Annotated in this window: 12 protein-coding genes and 3 pseudogenes; 4 read left to right on the top strand and 11 right to left on the bottom strand. The window is 73.5% G+C overall.

Annotated elements, in window-relative coordinates:
- Nucleotides 1-769 precede the first annotated feature (769 nt).
- Both BLW57_RS00895 and BLW57_RS00890 read left to right on the top strand, forming a co-directional pair.
- On the top strand, nucleotides 770-1,261 hold the full coding sequence (locus BLW57_RS00895; protein ID WP_093471427.1) for a DUF2975 domain-containing protein: 492 nt from the start codon (nucleotides 770-772) through the stop codon (nucleotides 1,259-1,261).
- Nucleotides 1,261-1,479, top strand: a pseudogene (locus BLW57_RS00890) (helix-turn-helix domain-containing protein); the annotation flags it as partial. The gene BLW57_RS00895 and the pseudogene BLW57_RS00890, both read left to right, overlap by 1 nt.
- A 411-nt stretch (nucleotides 1,480-1,890) precedes the next feature.
- Here the strand turns inward: BLW57_RS00890 and BLW57_RS42945 are convergent.
- The 3 genes from BLW57_RS42945 to BLW57_RS40800 form a co-directional block, all read right to left on the bottom strand.
- Nucleotides 1,891-2,172 carry an aminoglycoside phosphotransferase family protein gene (locus tag BLW57_RS42945; RefSeq protein WP_371127765.1) on the bottom strand — a complete coding sequence of 94 codons (282 nt, stop codon included), beginning with the start codon at nucleotides 2,170-2,172 and terminating at the stop codon, nucleotides 1,891-1,893.
- 154 nt (nucleotides 2,173-2,326) lie between these two features.
- A complete protein-coding gene (locus tag BLW57_RS42940; protein WP_371127764.1) occupies nucleotides 2,327-2,713 on the bottom strand; it encodes a hypothetical protein in 387 nt (128 codons plus the stop codon).
- A 1,182-nt stretch (nucleotides 2,714-3,895) separates the two neighbouring features.
- Entirely contained in the window at nucleotides 3,896-4,606 is a 711-nt protein-coding gene (locus BLW57_RS40800) for a hypothetical protein (protein ID WP_093694806.1), read from the bottom strand.
- Nucleotides 4,607-5,447: 841 nt separating this feature from the next.
- On the opposite strand from BLW57_RS40800, the pseudogene BLW57_RS00865 reads away from it, so the two are divergent.
- Nucleotides 5,448-5,820, top strand: a pseudogene (locus BLW57_RS00865) (VOC family protein).
- Nucleotides 5,821-6,929: 1,109 nt separating this feature from the next.
- Here the strand turns inward: BLW57_RS00865 and cpt are convergent.
- Both cpt and BLW57_RS42935 read right to left on the bottom strand, forming a co-directional pair.
- Complete coding sequence (gene cpt / locus BLW57_RS00855) at nucleotides 6,930-7,463, bottom strand: chloramphenicol phosphotransferase CPT (RefSeq protein ID WP_143051556.1); 534 nt, start codon at nucleotides 7,461-7,463, stop codon at nucleotides 6,930-6,932.
- 265 nt (nucleotides 7,464-7,728) lie between these two features.
- Nucleotides 7,729-8,378: pseudogene (locus BLW57_RS42935) on the bottom strand (class I SAM-dependent methyltransferase).
- A 929-nt stretch (nucleotides 8,379-9,307) separates the two neighbouring features.
- Here BLW57_RS42935 and BLW57_RS00845 point away from each other — a divergent pair.
- Nucleotides 9,308-10,069: a hypothetical protein gene (locus BLW57_RS00845; protein WP_093471420.1), complete on the top strand. Its 762-nt coding sequence runs from the start codon at nucleotides 9,308-9,310 to the stop codon at nucleotides 10,067-10,069.
- Nucleotides 10,070-10,247: 178 nt separating this feature from the next.
- On the opposite strand, the gene BLW57_RS00840 is transcribed toward BLW57_RS00845, so the two are convergent.
- From BLW57_RS00840 to BLW57_RS00815, 6 genes are all read right to left on the bottom strand, one after another.
- Nucleotides 10,248-10,682, bottom strand: a complete 435-nt coding sequence (locus BLW57_RS00840) for a hypothetical protein (RefSeq protein ID WP_093471418.1) — start codon at nucleotides 10,680-10,682, stop codon at nucleotides 10,248-10,250.
- A 203-nt stretch (nucleotides 10,683-10,885) separates the two neighbouring features.
- Nucleotides 10,886-11,356, bottom strand: coding sequence for a hypothetical protein (locus BLW57_RS00835; RefSeq protein WP_143051555.1), 471 nt, complete (start codon nucleotides 11,354-11,356; stop codon nucleotides 10,886-10,888).
- 119 nt (nucleotides 11,357-11,475) lie between these two features.
- A complete protein-coding gene (locus BLW57_RS00830) occupies nucleotides 11,476-12,225 on the bottom strand; it encodes a class I SAM-dependent methyltransferase (RefSeq protein WP_093471415.1) in 750 nt (249 codons plus the stop codon).
- Nucleotides 12,226-12,395: 170 nt separating this feature from the next.
- Nucleotides 12,396-13,529: a ligand-gated ion channel gene (locus tag BLW57_RS00825; protein WP_093471413.1), complete on the bottom strand. Its 1,134-nt coding sequence runs from the start codon at nucleotides 13,527-13,529 to the stop codon at nucleotides 12,396-12,398.
- 241 nt (nucleotides 13,530-13,770) lie between these two features.
- Nucleotides 13,771-14,997 (bottom strand): MFS transporter, encoded by a 1,227-nt coding sequence (locus tag BLW57_RS00820; RefSeq protein WP_256339314.1) that lies wholly within the window; start codon nucleotides 14,995-14,997, stop codon nucleotides 13,771-13,773.
- 375 nt (nucleotides 14,998-15,372) lie between these two features.
- Nucleotides 15,373-15,975 (bottom strand): YdcF family protein, encoded by a 603-nt coding sequence (locus tag BLW57_RS00815; protein WP_093471409.1) that lies wholly within the window; start codon nucleotides 15,973-15,975, stop codon nucleotides 15,373-15,375.
- Between the last annotated feature and the right edge of the window lie 295 nt (nucleotides 15,976-16,270).

Here is a 16,270-nt window from a genome sequence, read left to right as displayed (position 1 = left end):
CGGTGACGGCTCGCGAGGCGGCATGTGGCCGGCCCTGGCCCCGGTCCCGGGCTGCGGTCGCTGCGGCCCCGTCCTGCCGCTGGTGTCGGCCCCGTGGGGGGGGCAGGCCGCGGACGTTCCCTGTGCGCGGGGGGGGGCTGGTCGGCCCGGCTGCTTGCCGTGCTGCCGTGCTGCCGTCTCGCCGGCCGTTGAGGGACCCGCGCGCCCGGGCTCGTGGGGGCCTGGTGCCGGCGGCATGGTTCTCCTGCGTTGTCCTGCTGTGCGGGTGCTGCCGTCGTGCCTTCTCCGCGGTCTGCGCCCCCGGTGGTCTGCGCCCCCGGTGGTCTGCGCCCCCGGTGGTCTGCGCCCCCGGTGGTCTGCGCCCCCGGTGGTCTGCGGCCCCGGTGGTCTGCGCCTCCCGTGGGGGGATCCGGCTGTCCGGGCGCGTCATGTGCCGGGGGAGGGGGTGACGCGTCCGCCCGGTGGCGAGAGGGTCCCCGGGGGTCCCTGCCCGTGGTGCGGGGCCGTCTCCTGGCGTCCGCCGTGGTGCGGGACCTGTGCGATCAGCAGACGTGCGCAGCTCGAACTTGGTGCTTTGGGCACGGCGTCGAAATGGTGTCTGTCGGGCCCGGTGCCCGATGTCCGTCTTTGGGGTCCGTCCATGGTGGGGGATCGTTCCCGGCTGTGGCGGCTGTGGTGGTGCACCTGGGGGTGGCGGGGGATGCCGCGGCTTGCCCGTCCTATCGAGTTTCGATAGATTTCGGTTGTCATTCGTGAGGAGGGTGGGGTTGTGGGCAGGCTGATGGTGGGGGCGTTGCGGGCTGTGCTGGTGGTGGTGTTCGCGGGCACGGTGTTCGTGCAGGTGTCGATGGTGTGGGTGGTGGCCAGTGGGAGTGATCCGGAGGGCGGGTCGCCGGCGCTGGCCTGGCTGCGGGTGTTCACGGCCGTGGGCATGGTGGCGGTGCAGGTTGCTGTGGTCTGTGTGGGGCGGCTGGTGGGGATGGTGCGGCGGGAGACGGTGTTCTCTCACGCCGCGTTCCGGTATGTGGACGCGTTGACCGGTGCGATCGTGGCGGCTGCTGTGGTGTGGTTCGCGGTGACGGCCGTGAACGCGCCGGGGCAGCGGGACGATCCGGGGGTCACTGTCATCATGGGCGGCGTGGGGGTGGCTGTGCTGGGGGTGGCGCTGATCGTGCGTGTGCTGCGGATGCTCCTCGTGCAGGCTGTTGCCCGTGATGGGGAAGCGGCGCGGATGCAGGCGGAGTTGGACGAGGTGATCTGATGCCGATCGCCGTGGACATCGATGTGATGCTGGCCCGGCGGAAGATGTCGGTGGGCGAGCTCGCGGAGCGTGTGGGGATCACGCCGGCGAATCTGGCGGTGCTGAAGAACGGCCGGGCCAGGGCGGTGCGTTTCACCACGCTCGCCGCGCTGTGTGAGGTGCTGCAGTGCCAGCCGGGCGATCTGCTGCGCTGGGAGGCCGAGGACACCGCGGACCCCGCGGGCACCGAGCGCACCGTGGGCGCCGTGGGCGCCGTGGGCGCCGTGGGCGCCGCGGGCGCCGTGGGCACCGAGGGCGCCGTGGGCACCGAGGGCGCCGCGGGCGCCGAGGAGGCAGCAGGGGCTGTGGGGGGATGATGCGTGCCTGCGGGCGCGTTTTCGCCGTGTCGTGCCCGCCGTCGGCGTGCCTGGTGCGTGTGCGGGGGCGGTATCCGGCGACGGTGGCCGTATACCGGTGCGTGCACCGGTTGCGGCCGGGCCGGCACGGTCACGCATGAGGGGTGTGGGGTGAGCAACGGGGCCGGGCGGTCGGCGCATGCGGTGAGCCGGTCCAGCTGTGGTCCGCTGCGGGCCCCACGGGACCTGTGACGGCGGCCCCGGAACGCGGCCTGGGGCGGCAGGCAACCGGGCTCACCGCCGGACGCGTTCACGGTCGAGTTCCGCGGCCTCGGCGAGGACGTCCACGATGCGGTGGGCGGCCTTGCCCAGGTCATCGGCTTGAAGGGGTGTCAGCGCACGGGACTTCACCAGGGTGGCGCCGTCGTAGGCGGGATCTCCCGTATGCCCCTGGGGGTTGACGGCCGGCCATGGCTCCCGGCCGGCGCGCAGGTTGTTGCGGGCATGGAGGTCGCCATGCACGAGGGTGTCCGGCTGGGCCCGGCCCGGCTCCCGGGCGGTCCCCCGCGGCGGCATCGAGCAGCTGCTGCGGCAGTGCGTGCGGCAGCTGTGCGGCGTTCTTGCCCAGGTGCTCCTGCCAGGCATCGACCCTGCTCACGCAGCAGGGGCCGGGGCAGGCTGTGCGGTGCGGGGACGGCCAGGCGGCGGTTGAGCCGTCCGGCGGCCCTCATCACCTCGTCGCCGTCCTGAACGCCGGCCGTCGAGGACTGGACCCGGCCGTCGAGGACTGGACCCGCTCCAGCAGCATCGCGAACCGTTCGTCGTCGCGCTCGTGCAGCAGGACGGCACCGCACCCGCCCCATGCGACGAACGCGTCGGGCTCGTGGACGTTGCCGGGTTGCGGGAACGACACCGTCAGCGCGGCGCTGTCCTCCAAGCGCCGCCGTACCGGGACGATGACCCCCACGCCCCCGTGCATGACCCCGCCCCGCGGCACGCATTCCCGGCGCGCCAGTAGTTCCTGCACGATTCCGGGCAGTTCGGCGAGCCACGCGGCCCCGGCCTGCTGCTCGCGGGCGACGGTGCTCTGTGCGAACTCCTTATGAATCGGGATCATCCCGGCACCCCAGGGCCGAAGGCTGTGTCCGGCGCAGCCCTGGATGCCCAGGTGTGCGGGCGCCCTGCGTGGCCAGTGCCGGTGGGTTTCACGGGGGCGTCATGGAGCTCACGCACGCGAGTGTGGATGATCTGCCGGCCCGGCTCCGGCTCCGGCTCCGGGGGCGGTCATCTGTCTCTGCCCGCCGGCCTTGAGCCGCAGGCGCTGACCGGGCTGCTCGCCGGCCGGTTCGGTGTTGCGCGCACCCTTGTCCTGGACGGTTTCACCGATCCGACGGCCGGGGGAGTGTGCCGGTGCGGGCGGCTGTCCTGGATCCCTCTGCCGGGGCGGGTGGTGAAGAGGGGGGTGTGGGCGTGCGGGGACCGGGCGGGTCGCCACGGGGACGGCACACGATGCTGCTGGGGTTCTACGGCCGGTGCTGGTGGCCGCGCACCGGCAGGTGCCGGAGATGCCGGCGGCCGCCCTTAAGGAGAACGAGAACGAGGGCGGGGCCGGGGCCGGCTGGGTGCAGCGGCTGAGGGAGATCACCGGCTGGTCGCGGCCGTGCCCGGCGGCCGGAGGTGGCTGGGGCCCGGTTCAGCCGCGGGCGGGTACCCAACTGCCGGGTGACTGCCGGCGCATGGCCGGGACGTTCGGCGTGGGTGGCTTCGACGGATTGCCTGGACCTGAACCAGGAGCCGTGGACGGACCGTCGGGAAGACGGGCTGCTGATCTGGGCGGTCACGGAACACAAAGGATCTGTACTGCTGGCGGATGCAGGGCGAGGACCTTGACGGCTGGCCCGTGGCGGTCCGCTCCTTCGACACCCATGGACACCGCCTTGGCCTGCCCGGCCGCGCAGTTCGTCTGCCGCATCCTCCTCGATGCGCACCACCCGGACACGCCGGCCCACCACGTCGGCACCCACTGGTTCATGACCTACGACGACGGCCGCGATCCGCACCCGGCGCCCCCGGGCCCGCCGGACACGCCCCCGCCCCGGCGCCGCCCACGCCCCCCGTGGGGGGCTGGTGGAGATGCCGGGTCGTCTCGGGTGCCGTCCGGTGAGGGCCCCGGATCCGCGGCTGCGGATCGCGGCTGCGGCTGCCGGGGGGGGGCGGTGCTGCCGTCACGTGATGCGGCGGCAGCGGGGCCCGCGCCGGGGGCGTCAGGGGGGCAGGGGGGTCAGGGAGGGCAGGGGGGTCAGGGGGTGGCGAGGTGGGAGGCCATCGCGAAGGAGTCGGCGATGATCCGGTCGGTGGCCTTGTCGATGTCCTCGTCGCTGGCCAGCGTCGCGCCCTGGGTGGCGCCGCCCTGGAGGTTGTGGGTGCCGCCCTGGGTGGCGCCCTGGGTGTTGTTGTTCCCGGCGCCCTGGGTGGCGCCCTGGGTGTTGCCGGTGCCGCCCTGGGAGCCGCCGAGGGTGTTGCGGGTGCCGCTGACGGTGCCGCCCTGGACGTTGTTGGTGCCGCCCTGCGCGCCGCCCTGGGTGTTGGTCCGGCCGGTCTGGGTGCCGCCCTGGACGTTGTGGGTGCCGCCCTGGACGCCGCCCTGGGTGTTTTTCTTCCCGCCGACCTGGGTACCGCCCAGCACGTTGCCCGTGCCGCCCTGGGTGCCGTTCTGGATGTTGTGGGTGCCGCCCTGCGCCGCGGTCTGGGTGTTGCCGGTGCCGCCCTGGGTGTTGCCGGTGCCGCCCTGGGTGCCGCCCTGAAGGTTGCCGACCTGGACGTTGTTGCTGTTGCCGTCCCCGGTGTTGGAGATGTCGCCAATCCAGCCGCCGTTGTTGAAGATCACGTTGATCTTCGCGGGGGGTACGGGGTCGGTGCGCAGTGCCGCGGACGCCTGGCTCGCGGTGGTGCCCGTCCACGCCATGGCAGCGGCGAGGGACAGGGTCGCGTAGATGCCTACCTTCTTCACGGCAGCCCTTTCGTGCGGTAGGTAGAGAATCGGACTCTCTGCCGCTCCAACCTGTCGCACCCGCCGACCGCGCATCCACCGCGACACGGGCGAAGTCACCCGGACAGCGCCCCGCCCGACTCCCCAGCAACAGCGGTGACCGACCGCGCACCTGGTCCACCGTGAGACGCCGACGCCTTGCGCGACACCCGCCCGCCGGCTGTGAAGTACCGTGCGAACGACCGGAGATGGCCCCCGCCGTACGCGGCCGTCCTGTCCGGCCGCGCAGTCCGCCCGGAGCGTCCCGGGGCGCCCGTCCCTGCATGGGGTCGGATCAACTCGGTTGCCTCTCGCCCGGTTGCGGGTCTTGCGGGGCCCCCGGGGGCGTGTGCGCCGGCGCCGCCCGGGGGAGGCGGCCACCGGGCCCGCGCCCGGTGGTCACGGCCGCGTGCCGGTCCGCGTGCCCGCCGGCCCGGTGTGCTGGTCATACGGTCATGAGGGGTGCGGCGGAGGTTGCCGGCGGACGACGTCGAGGGCGAGCAGGGCGAAGAAGCCGTGAGGCGCGGCGGCGTTCGGCGGCCGGGCCCGGGGGCGCGCGGCGTTGTGGCCCCTGGGCGGCCGCGACCGGCCACGGCTGCTTTTGCGCAGGGCGATGATCAGGGCGAGACGAGTCCTTCGCACGGATCGCCGGCGAAGGGAACGCAGCCGTCCACGCCTCGAAGAGCAGGTGCCGGCCGCCCTGGCGGCAGCGCTGCCGGCCTCGGGCCCGGTTGAAGCCCTCGCCTGACGCCCTCGCCCCGGTACTCCTTCCGCGCGGCCAGGGTGGGAGGTCGCGAGAGCCACCGACCGGTCCGGAGCTGCCATGCCATCGCAGATGAAGCTGTCCGCGATCACACTCGACTGCCCCGACCCGCCGGCGCTCGCGGCGTTCTACCAGCGGGCCACCGGTCTCGAGCCGCATCCGAAGTCCGACGCCCACTTTGCCGCTCTCCGCGACGGGGACGGACTCTTCCTCGGTTTTCCAGCGGGTCGACGACTACCGGGCTCCCCGCCGGCCGGAGCAGACCGTTCCTCAGCAGTTCCACCTCGACTTCGACGTCGACGACCTCGACGAGGCCGAGGCATGGCTGCTCGATCTCGGCGCGAGCAGGCCGCAGTACCAGCCCCAGCAGGATCGCTGGCGGGTCCTCCTCGACCCGGCCGGGCACCCCTTCTGTCTGGTGGCCAAGGGCTGAACCCGCTTTGAGGAGCCCGCCGGACCCGGATGCCGAGGCGTCGTCTCCTTCTGCCGATCCGCCGGTCTCACAGGCTGGTGGGAGCCCGGTTGTTCAGCCGCCGCGCATCAGCGTGCCGCACGACGCGGTCGAGCACCACACCGTAAGGGGGGTGCACCGATGTGCTCCGTCATCGACGACGCCGGCACAGCGCGGCGGGACTGTGTCGGCGTCCAGGACCGTGGGCCCGCTCCGGTCCGCCATGAGCATCGAGGAAGTGGCCACGACGATGGGGGCGCAGGGCTTCACCCGCACTCCTTGCATCCATGACCGGCCGCACGGTGCTCTGGTACGGCGGGCCGGATGTCCTTTCCCCACCGCGCCGCCGTACGAGGAGGCCCTCACGGTCTGCTGCCGCACCTTTGGGGAACTGGCCGCTGTCGCGGTGGACGCCTGGTGCGGTCCGCAGGCCTGCATCGAGGAGCTTGGCCTGGTCGGACAAGTTCCCACCGAAGGGACCGCACAGCTCCAGGAAGATGCCCGGGACCGTGGCATGCCGCCTGCGGTCTGTGCGGAGGGCGATGGCCGTAGCGGAGGAACTCGGGCTGCCGGTACGGGCCCAGCGGGCCGGGGACATCCTGCTGTCGAGGCCTTCTTCGTCGCCGGCTTCCACAACTGGGCGTGCACGGTGCCTGACTGCGTTTTGGCGGACGAGTGGGACATGCGCTGACCCCAGCCGGCGCCGGTGGCTGCCGCGTCAACGGGCCGGTCCGCGGCAGTCGGGGCAACGAACACGACGCGGGTGGCGCCGGTTTCGTCGCCACCCGCCGGTCCGCGGCAGTCGGCCAGGATCCGGTCTGGACGCCCGGAGGAGATCGATCGTGCAGCACACGAAGTGGGGGGCGCGCAGCAAGCGCGGTGTGAGAGCGGATGCCGGACAAGCGCAGCGGCCGGACCGGCCAGGGGGGGCATGCCGACGTCGTGTGCGTTCGTGCCGCACCACGCCGGCCAGGCGCCCGCGTCCGCGGCGAGAGGAGGGGGGCATCGGCCGGGCGGACGCCCGCGCACGACCGCTGCCCGAGGTGTCCCGGTGCCCCCGGCCGGGCGGCAGAACGCCGGGGGGCGTCCGCTCATGTGACCTGGGCGGCGATGGTCCGTGCGCACGCCATCGCTTCCGCGCCGGTGGTGTCGACCTCCAGGTCGTAGGTCACACCGCGGTGCACCACGTCGGCCTGCAACGCGGCCATCCCGATGGTCCGATCACCCCGTGCGACCTCACGGCCCGCGGCGACGGCCGCGTCACACCTGACGCCGACCCACAGCACCCCCAGGCCACCCAGGGCATGGCGCCAGCGCTGCTGCGAGGCCGACCCGCCCAGGAACACCTCATCGACGAGGACGCGGGCACCGGCCCGGGCCATCGCTGCGACCCCCTCGATCCACGCCGCTTCCAGCGCCCGGAACGTGGCCCCGACGCTCACACTTCCGTCCGCGGCGAACTCGATCCCGCCCTGCGACGCCCGCAGGGACGCCGGCATCGCCTCGATGAGCGTGTCCGTCCCCAAGGCCAGCCACGGACCCGGCAGGACGGCCTGCAGACACCGCACGACGGCGGACTTCCCCGAGCTGGAACCACCGTTGACCACGATCACCTGAGTCGTCACCGCGCCACCGTAAAGACGCCGGGGCAACAGCCGAAACACATTTTTCCGTGCCCGCGCACCCCCGTACCGCCTCCCGGGGAAACGCAATTCCGCGCTCCCCGTACCGCCTCCCGCGACCCGGCGGACCTTCCCGGCCGCAGCGCCGGGCGGCGCGCGCGGCTTTTCCTTCCGCGGTCGCGAAGGAGGCTCGGCTGCCTGCCCAGGCCCCCCGGGGGGAGGCGGCGGGCCCCGGCCCGGACCTGGTGCCGTCTGCGCGGGCGGAGCGTCAGCCGGGGCGCCTGGCCATGACGACCACACCCGGCCCGCTGTACTCCTCGGCGGGCAGCCGGAGTTCGGCGACCGTGCGCAGGCCCGCCTGCTCGATCAGGGCGATGAGTTGTTCCGGCCGCCATGGGTAGCTCGTCCAGCGAACGGGCACGCCCCCGTAGTCCTCGGTCCGCACCGCGTCCTCGTCACCGACGTGGGTGGCGGTGATGAAGTGCCCGCCCGGCTTCAACGCGCGCGCGAACACGGCGAGAACCTGAGGAAGCACGTCACGGGGGAGGTTGAATAACGACCACCACCCGAGCACGCCCCCGACAGACGCTTCACCGAGGTCGAGGTCGGTGGCGGAGGCGACACGGAAACGGCAGTGCGGATGAAGACGGCGCGCATGGTCGATCATGCGGGCGGACAGATCCACCCCGGACACCTCGATAGTCCGCGGCCGGCGAGGTAGGCGGTCACCGTTCCGGGGCCGCAGCCGACGTCGAGGACAGGCCCGAGCCCGTCCACGGTGTCGGCGAAGGCGTCGATCGACGCCTTGTCACCGACTCCCGTCGTCATCACCATACGGGCGTAGTTGTCGGCCACGCGGTCATAGGACTCCCGCACCACGTCGAGATCGGCCGGCCGGCCGACAGGATGCGCGCGCATCGCTCAACCATAGTCCCGGGCAGCGGACTTGGGGCGGGTGAAGCGGTCGACGCCAAGCCGTCGATCACAGGCCGGCAGCGCGCACGCATGGCCGGATATCGCCCCCGCCTGTCCTCGGACAGGGGCGTGCCGGCCCTGGTGGGGCCCGGCCCGACGGGCGGCACCCTCCCCGCTGCGCGGGGCGCCGCCGGGTGGCCGGGCCACGGACCCGGCCGCGCCCCGCCCGTGCCGGGTGCGGTGCGGTGCCCGGTCCAGGCAGGCGGCGGTCCGCTGCCCCGCACGCCGCCACCTGATGGCTGCCGCGGCATGCCGCCCGTGCTCCCTCACGCCCCGCGCGGCCACCGGGGCGCGGCACGCCGGCCGCACCGGAGGCGCGGGAGGGGGGCCAAAATCAGCAAACGGTAAGCGTTACCGGCCGGTTCACCGAACGCCGGCCGGTCCTTCCGGACGTTGTCGGGGGAACGCTTGTGCCTGCCGGGGCGGTTTTTCTAGGCTCGCACTCCAACACGGCGGCGCCCCCACGGCGTTGCCGTGCCGTCCACCCCCCACCACCCTCCTCGCTGAGCCCGACACCCCACCCCCCACCCCCCACCCCCTGTCCGGGGCGGCTGCCCGCGCCCGCGGCATGCCGGCCCGGCCTTCGCTGTCGCCTTCCGGCCCGCGCCCCGGCCCGGCCCGGCCCGGCACCGACCACGACGGGCCGCCATGCCGGCGTGAGGGGCGGACCGGCCTGTCCCGTAGCGGTATTTCGGCCACAAGCCCCCCACCCCCGCTGCGCGCGGCCGCGGCTGCCCGCCCTGGACCTTTGGGGGAGCAGAACGGCCCATGACCCCGCCCGCAGCCCCCCGAGCGGGGCGTGAACCGGGTGGGATGGTGCGGGGGCGTGGTCCGGCTCACGCAGGGACTTCGCACCAGGAAGAGACCTGCCGATGACCCGTCGCAAAGCCCGCCTGTACGCGCTGACCGCAGCCACCGTGAGTCTCGGTGCCGTGGGCGCCGGGACCGCGTTCGCCGAGACGCCCACCTCCTGCCGGGCCAGGTACGTCTGCCTGGCCGACGGCACCGTCTTCGGCGGCCCCGCCGATTCCTACCCGGACACGCCGACGGACAGCCAGATCACCGCCCGGCAGATAGTCGAGGACTGCGCGGTGGACCGGCAGGCCGACGCGCCCGGCGTGGCGTGCGGCTTCTACCCCTACGGCGAGCCGGAGACGAAGGGGTTCGGCCCCTGGGAGCCGCTGACGGCCGACTACGCCAACTGCCGGGGCGGCAACGAGCAGAACAACATCACCTACAGCGACCACAGCGAGTACACCACCTCCAACAGCGTGACGGTCGGCGCGAGCGTCGAGATCGGGCTCAGCGAGCTCGTCAAGGCGTCCCTGCGCACGGACTTCCAGTACACGTGGGGCTCGTCGCGGGGGACGACGCAGAGTTTCAGCGCGTTCGTGCCCAAGGGCCACAAGGCGCACCTGCAGCACCGCTACCAGCGGCAGCAGGTCAGCGGGGTGCTGTGGATCGACTACGAGCACACCGGCACCGGCCCGCTGCAGGGGCACGGCCACCACTACTGGGCCCTCACCGACTTCACGGCGACGTCCCCGGTGAAGGACCCCGACGACCAGACGGTCAAGGACCAGGTGTCGCTGTCGAAGCCCCAGCCGGTGGCGGCGGACGACTGCGCCGGCTGAACCGGCCGCCACCCCCGGTGAGGCGGCGGCCTTCCCCCCTTCTTTCTCGTCCCGTCCCGATGCCTTGCGGCCCGCACCGCACGGAGGGGGTGTCCTCCCGCGGTGCCCGGTGCGGGCTGCCCGGTGAGGCCGGCCGGACGGCAGAAGGGTGGGCCTCGGCGGTCTGCCGCCGCCGGGTTCAGCCGTGCCGCTCGGCCAGGACGCACAGCGAGTGGCCGTCGTCGGGGTCACCGACGTAGGTCCACAGCTTCGAGGTCGTGCCCTCTCGCAGGGCCTCGTAGCCGGAGTCGACGTCGCCGGGGTCGTAGGAGACCGTGATGCTGGTCTGTCCCTTCCAGTCGTCGGCCTTCCACGTGTCCGATCCCGACCGGGGCTCGTTCTTCGGCCCGAAGGCGTCGATGTCGTAGTCGCCGCAGACACGGTCGGCAGTGAACGTTCCGTCCGGCTTCAGCTTCAGCACGCCGCCCTTGCCGTCGCTCCACACGGTCGTCATCCGCTGGGGCGGCAGCTCGGTGGGCTCACCGTCCGGGACCGGCGGCGGGGCCAGCCGGCCACAGCCGGCGCGGGCGGACGCCACGGCGGCCAGAGCCCACAGGGCCCGGTAAGAACGCAACGCCCGCCACCGCGCACTTCTTCTCGGACACGACCGCGGCCCGCCTGCTGGTGTCCGCAGATCGTAGGCCAGGGTGCAGCAGCGGCGATCACCCAGGCCGGGCAGCGACCCGCGCCGCCGCGCGAGCCCGACCGGGGCCGGCCGCCGGCCCTTCTCCGCCTCGCCGCCGGGAACCCCGCCCGGACCCGGCAGATCCCAAGGGGTCACGGCGCCTGGCCGAAGGGATCGAAGTGGAACCAGCCTCGGGACGTGTCGTAGACGGTGGTGGGTTCCTCGCACGTCTGGGATGCGGAGATCTGCAGGGCGACGGCGTCGGCGCGCGCCGCACAGTCGTCGGCCACGACGACCAGGACCAGCACCGAAGACAGCATGAGCACGGGAAGGACGCGTCCGCGGCGCAGGCGGGAGAGGGCCAGTGCTGTCACGGACAGCACGAGGCCGGCCAGCAGGGCCCACCGGTTCCTGCTCGCTTCCTGCTCCAACCGTCCGGACAGCTCTGCAAGGCCGTCGCAGAGGATGTACGTCTTCGGTCCGCCGAACAGCGACAGACAGCGTTCCAGTACGGCGGCCAGCACGACGACCACCCCGAGCACCGGCAGCAGACTCCGCTCTCCCGCCGCCTCCGCCTGCGTGCCCGCCTCTGTTCCGGCCTGCCGCTGCCGCGCTGTCCCCATGCCCCCCCTGCCCCTGTGACCGCCGGCGGCGCACCGGGCCGGGCGCAGAGAGTACCGCCCCGTGTGTGTCGTGGGCCGGCTGACCGTGCCGGTGCACGCAAGGGAGGGGGCGGGAGGGGCTAGGGGGTGGTGTCGGTGACGAGGAGCCGGTAGCCGACGTCGAGGCTTTCGTGGGCGAACAGGTCGGCGTAGCGGGTGTGCCAGCGACCCGTGGTGAGGTCGTCGGCGAGGCGGGCCAGGCCCGGCGCGAGGACGTCCTCGCCGCTCTGGGCGAGCAGGGAGATCCCGGCGCGTATGGCGGGCTCGAGGTAGGCGTGGGGGCGGCGCCAGTAGGCGGCGCCGAATCCGTCCTGGCAGTCATGGGGGACGAGAACCGGTTGGGTGCGTGCTGTGCCGAGCAGGCCGGCCAGCTCCTCGAGGGGCACGGCGCGGCTGTCGTCGAGGGCGGCCGCCTGGGGCAGGTAGTCCCGCACGAGCCAGAACCGCTCCTTGAACACCTGCTGGTCCCAGGTCAACACGACGATGCGGCGGCGGGCGATGCGCCGCAGTTCGGCGATGCCGGCCGCCACATCGCTCCAGTGGTGGACGGTGAGCAGGGCGGTCACGGCATCCGCGCAGCCGTCCGCGAGCGGGAGGTGCTCGGCGACGGCCCGCACGGCGGGCGCACCGCCGGGCGGCCGCTGGGCGATCATGACCGGGCTGGGTTCGACGGCGAGGACGGTGCGCGCGCTCTCGTAGGAGCCGCTGCCCGCACCGACGTTGATCACCTCGCGGGCGTCGCCGAGCGCGGCGTGGATCTGCGCGGCGATCCGCGGATCGCCCCGGCGGGTTCGGGTGTAGGTCGCGCCGAGTACGTCGTAGAGGGCCATGACCGCCAGTATCCGCACCAAGCGGCGCCGCCGACACCATGGCCGTCGGGGTGCTCGGCTTCGACGTCGAGGCCGATCACGTCGTCCTCCTCGCAGCCCCGCAGCCCCGCAGGCCGGGTGACCGGCGCCGCCGGCCGGGCTGCGTACACCGGGGGGCTGGTGGTGGGGTGTCAGGTGACGGCGAAGCCGATGGAGATGGCGTTGGCGACGACGTAGGCGGCGGTCATCGACCAGACCACGATGCGGTTGGTGCGCCGTACGGCGGCACGTTTGTCGGGGTTGGCCCAGCTCAGGAGGATGTAGGTGGTGCAGCCGACGCCGACGAGGGTGTAGAGCAGGGTGGCGAGGTGGATCTGGTCGACGAGGGTCACACCGAACTGGGTTCCGGTCAGGCTGGTGGAGCGCATGCTGAGCACGACGCTGAACAGGGAGGCGCCGAGGATGCCGAGGCGGGCCGCGAGCACGGTGAGGAATTCCGGTGCCCAGATGAAGTAGGACATCAGGGAGATGAGGAAGGCGACGTAGGCGGGCCAGGCCTGGCGGATGAACCCGGCCAGGTCGACGCGGTCGAGGTGGAGTTCGATGACGAACTGGCTGTAGCGGCTCTGCTGCCCGTGCTTGATGCGGGGGTCGCCGAAGGACGTCTGGTAGGTGTGGGTGACCACCCGCACGCTGAAGTCGCGGATCTCGAATCCGTCGAGGCTGATGGCGTGGTCGTAGCCGGAGTTCGCCCGGTCGGCGACGTAGGCGAACTGGGAGGCGTTGAGCTGGGAGTCCTCGACCTGGATCTGGACGTCCTGCTTGTCGAAGGGGTACTCGCTGAGGTCGAACTGCTGGCGGAAGGTGCCGGAGACCTTCACCTGGGACCAGTACTGGTCGCCGACCTTCTCCACGGACCGGTCGCTCTGGCTGACCTGGGTGGCGTTGATGAACTCCAGGCGCCGGGTGGCGTCCAGGCCGGCGCTGGGGCACACGCTCCACAGCCAGAAGTCGGCGTTGATGGTCCGCGGTGAGACGTCCAGTCCGTAGAGGTCGGTGACGTAGGCGCCGACCTGGCAGGTCGGCGCCGCCGCCGCCGGCGCCGCTGGGGCTGTGGGGGCCGCGGGCGCTGCCGGTGCCGCTGCCGGGGCGGCACGGGTGGTGGCTGCCGGTGCCGCGGGCGCCGTCGCCGCCCCGAGGGCGGCGAACAGCACGGTGTACAGCAGGAGCGTGACCGCCCTCCGGCATGCCCGGCGTCGCGGGTTTCCCTTCGCCAGGGCGGCGGGGGAGCGGTGGCCGGGACAGGGGTGGTCGGGCGTCACCATGCGGGGGACCGTACCTGCGCGAACGGAGCTTGCTTCGGGCTGACACACCCTGCCCGCCGCGTTTTCATCCCGCAGTGGTGCGGCAGGCGGCGCACCCCCCGGGTGGGCGGCGCACCCCTCTGGCGGGCGGTGCGGCCGGGGCGGCGCGGGGGCGGCGCCGCCCGGGCTGGGCGGCCCCCTCGCCGCGGTGTCCGCGCGGGCCGCGGGCCGGTGCCGGGCTGCTCCCTTGTCCGCTTCCGGGTCAGGCGGCGGCCGATGCCGGGTGCGCGGGTGTCGGCCGGGTGTGCGCAGCGTGGTGGTGGCGTTGTGCCCAGCGCACCGCGGGCGGTGCGGCCAGGCCCGTCAGCGCGAACACGGCTCCGGCGACGTACCAGCCGGGGCGGCCCCAGGTGATGCACAGCGCGATGAGCAGTCCGGGGCCGAGGGCCTCGGCCAGGCCGGCGCCGAGACCGAACACCCCCAGGTACTGGCCGGTGGCGTGGTGCGGGGCGAGGGCGAAGGAGACCTCGAAACCGGCCGCCGAGTGCCAGAGTTCACCGACCGTGTGGATCACCACCGCGGTGAGGAGCAGGGCCGCGGCCGCCCCCGCGGGGACGCCCGCGGACAGCGAGAACAGCGAGCAGGCGATGAGGAAGGCCACGCCCGCCCGGCGGTAGGCGCGGGCGCCGGCGGCGGGGGAGTCGACGCTGCGGCCGGCCCGGACCTGGAAGGCGACGACCATCACGGTGCCGGTGAGCATGGTGGCCGAGATGAGCCAGGCAGGGGCGGTGGTGGCGCCGACGATCCAGAGCGGGACGGCCACGGTGAGCACCTTGAACTGGACGGCCATGACGCCGTCCAGGGCGGTCAGCAGCAGGTAGGGGCGGTCTCGCAGGGCGATGCGGCGCGGGCCGCCGGCGGCGGGCAGGGGCGCGAGGGGCGGCAGGCGGAGAAGGATCACCGCCGCGGCCGCGAACGCGAGCGCGTTGCCGGCGACCATCCCCCGGTAGGCGGTGAGCGTGCCCACCTGAACCACCCAGCCCGCCAGCAGGGCACCCAGGGAGATACCGACGTTGGTCACCGCACGCAGGTAGGCCCTGAACTGCTGCGGCCGGTCTCCTCCGTGGTGCCGGATGAGCGGGGAGCGGGCGGCCGTGCCGGCCGCCTTCGCCGCGGCGGCCGCGCAGACGGCCACGACGAACGGCCAGAAGCCGTCAACCAGGACGAAGCCGGCCGTGGCCAGCGCCTGCACCACCAGGGTCGCCGCATAGATGCCGCGTGCACCGCGGCGGTCGGCCAGGTGGCCGACCGCGACCCCCAGGGCCAGCGCGAGGAGACCGGCGATGCCCAGACCGAGGCCCACCTCGCCCGCCGGAAGACGGACCGCCTCGGTGAAGTACAGCACCCCGGCGGTGAGATGGAGACCGCTGCCGAGGGTGTAGACGAGGTTCGACGCCGCGAGGATGCGCTGCGGTCCGGCATCGGGCATCCATCGGGGCATACAAGACTCCAGGTCCGGCACGGCAGGTAAGGACCCCACTAGCTTGTTGCATCTTACTTGCAAGAGCAAGAGGTTTGCTGCGGTGGGTGGTTGTGCCCGGCCTGCCGCACCGGCGGGGCCGCTCATGCCGCCCGGCCCGCCTGGTTGAGCGCCGGCGCGGGCCGGTCCACCGGGCTCGGTGCCGGTGCCGGTGAGGCGGTGGCGCGGGCGGGCCGGGACGGTGATAACGCGGCAGATCTCCCGGTCGGCCTGATGCCGCGCTGTGAGGCGGTTCCCTGCCCCGGCGGCGGCGCGTCTGTTGGGGCGACCGGCTCTCGGCCGACAGGGCCGCGCCGTCCCGGACGGCTCCGGCGGCAGCGCCGCCTACGGTGTGATCGTGCGTTCGCCCGGTGTCAGAGCGCGCAGGGTCCACAGCCCGTACAGGGCCAGCAGCGGTTTGAGGGCCGTCCATTCGCCCAGGCGGTAGTCGCCGGCGCGCACCAGCCTGGTGGCGAGATCGGGGCGCTGGCGGCGCAGGTAGGCGCGGGCCTTGAAGGCGTGGGCGGGCTGGGAGGCGATCTTGATGCGGTCGGCGTCCTCCAGCAGCGGGATCACGTTCGTGATGTTCTCCCAGGTCGTCCCGCTGGCCTCTTCGAGGACCACGGTCCCCTCGAAGGCGAGCACCCGCCTCGCGTAGCCGGCCATCACCCGTGCCTCCGGGGCAGCGCCGCCGGTCGCGCCGCCACTGAAGATCACACGCGTGCTGTGTGCGCGGTCGGCGGCGACGGAGCGGATGCCCGCACGCACACGCTGGCGGTTGACGGCGTTCGCCGACTTCTGCGGATTGCGGTATCCGAGTACGACGACAGCCTCGGCGGTGCCCTCATGGTGGCCCACCAGGGCGCGGGACCAGCGCCAGTTCATCCACTCGCCCCAGGCCAGGACCGCCGCTCCGGCCGACACCGCCAGGCCTGTCCTTCGCCGCATGCGGCGACTGTAGTGCCGTGACCGGACAAAGGGGCATGCCCCGGGGGGGCGAAGTGATCCCGCCGCGGATCGGCTGCGCACGATCGCCCCCCCCGCGGGGAGCACACCGGGCAGATCTCATAGGAGCCGGAGCCGGAGCCGGAGCCGGAGCCGGGCGACTCGCGCAGAGCAGGTGACCGCGGCACGCGCACGGGAAGGCCGGTGTCACGACGGCCGTGCTGCGCCCTGCCGGCGCGATGGCGCACCGCAGTGCGCACCGCCCCGAGTTCAGGGCGTGCCCGACCGGCCACCGCGG

The sequence above is a fragment of the Streptomyces sp. 1222.5 genome (assembly GCF_900105245.1).
In the GTDB taxonomy this organism is placed as follows: Bacteria; Actinomycetota; Actinomycetes; order Streptomycetales; family Streptomycetaceae; genus Streptomyces; species Streptomyces albidocamelliae.
Note: the sequence above shows the minus strand (reverse complement) of the source record. Positions and strands in the feature narration are given on the sequence as shown.